This window comes from Trichococcus sp., from assembly GCF_049589555.1.
In the GTDB taxonomy this organism is placed as follows: Bacteria; Bacillota; Bacilli; order Lactobacillales; family Aerococcaceae; genus Trichococcus.
On record NZ_JBAWAZ010000263.1, the window covers coordinates 1 to 4,925 of the forward strand.

At 44.3% G+C, this 4,925-nt stretch carries 5 protein-coding genes; 2 read left to right on the top strand and 3 right to left on the bottom strand.

Annotation, left to right across the window (positions count from 1 at the left end; translation table 11 throughout):
* On the bottom strand, positions 1 to 407 hold a 407-nt coding region (locus tag WBV27_RS09535), incomplete at its 3' end, for a glycoside hydrolase family 1 protein (protein ID WP_424201518.1).
* 210 nt (positions 408 to 617) lie between these two features.
* On the opposite strand from WBV27_RS09535, the gene tnpB reads away from it, so the two are divergent.
* The gene (gene tnpB, locus WBV27_RS09540) at positions 618 to 1,796 is read left to right on the top strand and encodes an IS200/IS605 family element RNA-guided endonuclease TnpB (RefSeq protein ID WP_424201526.1); all 1,179 of its coding nucleotides are present in this window, start codon (positions 618 to 620) and stop codon (positions 1,794 to 1,796) included.
* Between the two features lie 100 nt (positions 1,797 to 1,896).
* On the opposite strand, the gene WBV27_RS09545 is transcribed toward tnpB, so the two are convergent.
* Both WBV27_RS09545 and WBV27_RS09550 read right to left on the bottom strand, forming a co-directional pair.
* Entirely contained in the window at positions 1,897 to 2,760 is an 864-nt protein-coding gene (locus WBV27_RS09545; protein ID WP_424201520.1) for a MurR/RpiR family transcriptional regulator, read from the bottom strand.
* 199 nt (positions 2,761 to 2,959) lie between these two features.
* Complete coding sequence (locus WBV27_RS09550) at positions 2,960 to 3,571, bottom strand: DUF1349 domain-containing protein (RefSeq protein ID WP_424201522.1); 612 nt, start codon at positions 3,569 to 3,571, stop codon at positions 2,960 to 2,962.
* Between the two features lie 257 nt (positions 3,572 to 3,828).
* On the opposite strand from WBV27_RS09550, the gene WBV27_RS09555 reads away from it, so the two are divergent.
* The coding region (locus WBV27_RS09555) for a glycoside hydrolase family 1 protein (RefSeq protein ID WP_424201524.1) at positions 3,829 to 4,925 on the top strand (1,097 nt) is incomplete at its 3' end.

Sequence of the window (4,925 nt, forward strand, 5' to 3'; positions counted from 1 at the left end):
CGGTATTTTTCCTGCAGGAACAGCGGCAGATCCCAGTGATAGATCGTCACCATCGGCTCGATGCCGTTTTCGAGGCACAGGTCGATCAGCTTATGGTAGAAATTCAATCCTTTCTGGTTCACTTCATCCATGGAAGTCGGGAAAATCCGTGCCCAGGCGATCGAGAAGCGGTAGGTTTTCAGGCCCATTTCCGCCATCAAGCGGACATCTTCCTCAAGATGATGGTAATGGTCGACTGCAACATCACCGTTTGTGTTTTTGTAGGTGGTGCCGGGCACTTTCACGAATTCATCCCAGATCGATGGACCTTTGCCGTCCTCGTCCCAAGCGCCTTCCACCTGATAAGCTGCCGAAGCGCTGCCCCACAGGAAATCCTTCGGAAAAGCATTTTTGTTTCCTTGCATCATAATCAAAACACTCCTTTTATCATTTTCCGCCAGAAGACTCCCACCTCTAGGAATGAAAAGGGCGCAGCCCAATGAGTAGGCGGGAGATGAATGGCGGTAGGCATTAGCCTATTTTTTTCAAAAAATTCTTGCCATTAACGATGGACCTCCCATTCGACAAAGAACGTACGTTCGCGTATAATGTATGGTATAAGGAGGCGAATGACAGTGATGATCCACAAAAACTATAAGTTCCGAATCTATCCCAATCAGGAGCAGCAGATCCTGATTGGGAAGACTATCGGCTGTTCTCGTTTCGTGTTCAATCGCTTCCTGTCCGAATGGAACAAAACCTATGAGGAGACGGGAGCGGGCTTGAATTACTCCGCCTGTTCGGCCAAGTTGACGTTGCTGAAAAAAGAATCGGAGACGCTTTGGCTACAGGAAGTCGATAGCATCGCCCTGCAGTCAGCTCTGCGGAACCTCAGCGACTCTTTCAATCGTTTTTTCAAAAAGCAGAACAAGGCGCCGCGTTTCAAGAGTAAACGGAACCCGGTCCAGTCCTACACGACCAAGCAGACAAATGGAAATATCGCCGTAGTGGGGAACAAACTGAAACTGCCCAAGTTGGGACTGGTCAAATTCGCCAAGTCCAAAGAAGTGGACGGAAGAATTATAAGCGCAACCATCCGACGAAATCCTTCGGGCAACTACTATGTTTCCATTTTGGTCGAAACCGAAATGGAACTATTGCCGAAAACGGGTTCCGCTTGCGGTGTCGATGTCGGATTGAAGGATTTTGCCGTCGTTTCAGACGAGACAGTCTATGAAAATCCGCGGTTTTTCCACAAACTGGAGCGAAAGCTCGCTAAGGAACAAAAAATTCTTTCCCGGCGGGCAAGGCAGGCTAAAAAGGATGGGCGAAAACTGTCCGAATCGAAAAACTACCAGAAACAGCGCGTCAAAGTCGCAAGAATCCATGAACGAATCAGTAACGCAAGAACCGATTACCTGCAAAAGATTTCGACTGAAATCGTCAAAAACCACGACGTCATCGGCATCGAAGATCTGCATGTATCCGGCATGATGAAAAACAAAAAGTTTTCCAAAGGGATAGCGGAAGCATCATGGGCGCAGTTTCGGACGATGCTGGAATACAAGTCAAAGTGGTACGGCAAGCAAGTCGTTGCCGTTGCCCGGAACTTCCCTTCCAGCCAACTCTGTTCGTGCTGTGGCTACCAAAATAAAGACGTGAAGAATACCTCTGTCCGGGACTGGGATTGCCCTCAATGTAATGCTCACCATGACCGGGATCTGAACGCAAGCATAAATCTAGAACATGAAGCCTTGAGGCTTCTAACCGTAGGAAGCTACGGGGGTAGCTTAGTCAATAATCGCTCGATAGAGTGATGTTCCTAAGAATCCCCCACCTCTAAGCGATAGCGTAGGTGGGGGTAGTTCAAATAAATTTGTATTTTAAATACCTAAGGAATAAGAAAACTATTTGACGCTAAACATCCTCCATCAGAGGCTGGATTTTGGATCGGAAACCGGTGGTGTTCGCCTTCACCTGAAGCAAACGTTCCTTATTTTTATCATAGTTCCGCGCGAACAGGGCGGCATACAGAATATCCAACACCAGCAGAGTGGACACGCTGGAAGAGAAGGTGCTGATTTTCGAGAACATTTTTTCCCAGGTGACGATGTTCAAGGTGATGTCGCACAAATCGCTGATGCTATTGTTCCCGACACTGGAGATGCAGATCATCGGCGTCTCCGTAGCATTCAGCAGTTGGCAGATCTCGAGGATGTCTTTGGTTTCGCCGGTGTAGGAAATGATCAAAGCAACCCGGTCTTTATTCGAGGTGGCGGCCTTGATGAGCTGCTCCTGCTGGCTGGTGGATGTTGTGACTTCTTTGTTGATGCGCCGCATATCGAGCGTGAAATTATAGGCCAAGTGCTGGTTTGAGCCGACGCCATAAATGTCGATGAAGGTCGCTTGATCGAGCAGATCTATGGCTTGATCGTATGTTGCTTCATCCACCAAGGAATTGGTTTCCTTGACCGCATCCACGAAAAGCTGGGATAGATTTGAGGATATCTCGCTGATGCCGTCTGCTTTTTTGAACGGAAAATTGGCATCGATCGAAACCAACGGGCTGTCGATCTGCTGGACAGCGGCGAGGAACTCGATTCTGAAATCATTGTAGCCTTGAAAGCCCAATTTTTGGGCCAGACGCACGATCGTTGACGGGCTCGTGAAGGTTTTCGCGGCAAGATCTTTGGTTGTGGCGTTTTTGATGTCATCCGGATTTTCAAGCAGAAAACGGATGATGCTGTTCTCCGAGTTCGAAAAAAAGTGGCTTTGGTTCATCCTGCTGATTAGGTTCAGAAATATCACCCCCGTTTTGCCCCAATTATACCATTTGTGGATTTAAATGATGGGCTCTGTTTTAAAATAATGTTGATGATATATGATAAATTTAAAAGACCAGTAAAATTTTCACTGGTCTTTAGTTCGTAATATATTAAAACTGTTCATAATAATCTGATTATCAAATTGAAAGCTATCCCTATACATTTCCATCTGAAGCTTGCCCATCATGAGCTAGCCATTTACAATCTGTTATCTCCATATTTGTAAATATTGCTTTAAACGATGAATTTTCTGGACTACAAGCATAAATACCAAATTGAATAGCACCATTACCTTTCCACATATGAAATATACGCATCTGACTATAATTAATTCCATCAATCGATGATTCTATACAATAATCATCCTCTCTTCGACTAAATCTATACCACATAGATTTAATAGATGCATCAATAACTGTAGTAGCCCAATCAGAATAGCCATTATTCGTAACAACACTGCCTAAATGTTGAAAATCTTCATTTTCATATTCAATAGAACATTTAAACCAATTTTCACTATCTAAATACATAACTACTCCACATTGGTCAAAACGATGATTGCTTTCAAATTCAGTTTTTACTATAAAAGAAAAGTATTTTTCATCAGTATTAATTTGCAAAACAGGAGCATTATCATTCCTAAAATTATAATATGTTCTTTGCCATAAATCAGTATGAGGTTCTGTAATAATTTCTATTTTATTTTCAGTAATACTATAGTTTTTAGGTTCTCTTATCCATTTTAAATCGTTAATATTAAATTCCATATTTTTCCTCACTTATTAAACCTCCGCAACTGTTTATACTTATATTATATATTATACCCTAAATCAAAAATCTTAATCAATTTTCACCAATTAAATAAAACAGAGCCAAATGATGAAATTATGTTTCAACAAATGCGCGTCCAAAAAGAAATCCTGCAATGGTGTGCCAATAGCTGCCGAAAGCATTTACTTTTTTTGTCGGGAAATCAATAATGGAAGCAGATATAAGTGTTCAGACACAAATGACAAAGGTGGTAATGACAGTGAACAAAGCATTTCCGGAAACATTTTTATGGGGTGGCGCAACCGCCGCGAACCAATACGAAGGCGGTTTTGCTGAAGGTGGCAGAGGATTGGCCGCTTCGGACCTGATTACGGCCGGAAGCCATACATCTTCCAGAAAAATATACTTTACCGATGCCAATGGGGAAATGGATCACATTACTTTAGGCGAATCTTTACCGATTGGCGCGGAGCCGATCCTGAAAGAGGGCGAGTATTACCCAAGCCACAACGCCACCGATTTCTACCACCATTACAAAGAGGATATCGGGCTGATGGCGGAGATGGGGTTCAACAGCTATCGGTTGTCGATTTCCTGGACGAGAATATTTCCTAACGGTGACGAGGAGGAGCCGAACGAAGAAGGGCTGCAATTCTATGATGATGTTTTCGACGAATGCTTGAAGCATGGCATCGAGCCGATCGTCACCATTCTTCACTTCGATATGCCGGTGGGATTGGCCAAGAAATACGGCGGCTGGGCAAACCGGAAAATGATTGATTTCTATCTTCGCTACAGTGAGGTACTTTTCACCCGATACAAATCCAAGGTGAAATATTGGATCACAGTCAACGAAATTAATGTTTTGGGCGGGTTCTGGACCTTGGGAACCTATAAAAAAGATGACGCTAAAACGGTGAACAAGGGTCCGGTCCTTCCGACCAAATATTTGCCGGAAGAAGCCGCAGGCAAATACCAGGCTTTGCATCATCTGATGGTAGCCTGCAGCTATGCGAACAAGCTGGCCCATGAAATGATTCCGAATGTCAAAATCGGCACTATGTTGGCCCTGTCCGGCATTTACCCGAATACGTGCCATCCGGATGATGTTTTCGGAGCCTATCTGTTCAGACGGAGAGCCTTATTGTTCTCCGACGTGATGATGCGCGGCTATTACCCGGCCTATGCGAAGAGCATTTTTGATGAATATGATTTTGAGCTGAAATTTGAGGATGGCGACGAAGAAATATTGAAAAATCACCCATCCGATTACCTCGCGTTCAGTTACTACCGCACAACGGTATACGACAGAAACTCCGACATCACCACGACAACCGGCGGCCAGCAAGG

Excerpts from the sequence above, each read along its gene's own strand:
- tnpB (WP_424201526.1), top strand. The coding sequence starts at position 618 with ATGATCCACAAAAACTATAAGTTCCGAATCTATCCCAATCAGGAGCAG.
- WBV27_RS09545 (WP_424201520.1), bottom strand. The coding sequence starts at position 2,760 with ATGAACCAAAGCCACTTTTTTTCGAACTCGGAGAACAGCATCATCCGT.
- WBV27_RS09550 (WP_424201522.1), bottom strand. The coding sequence starts at position 3,571 with ATGGAATTTAATATTAACGATTTAAAATGGATAAGAGAACCTAAAAAC.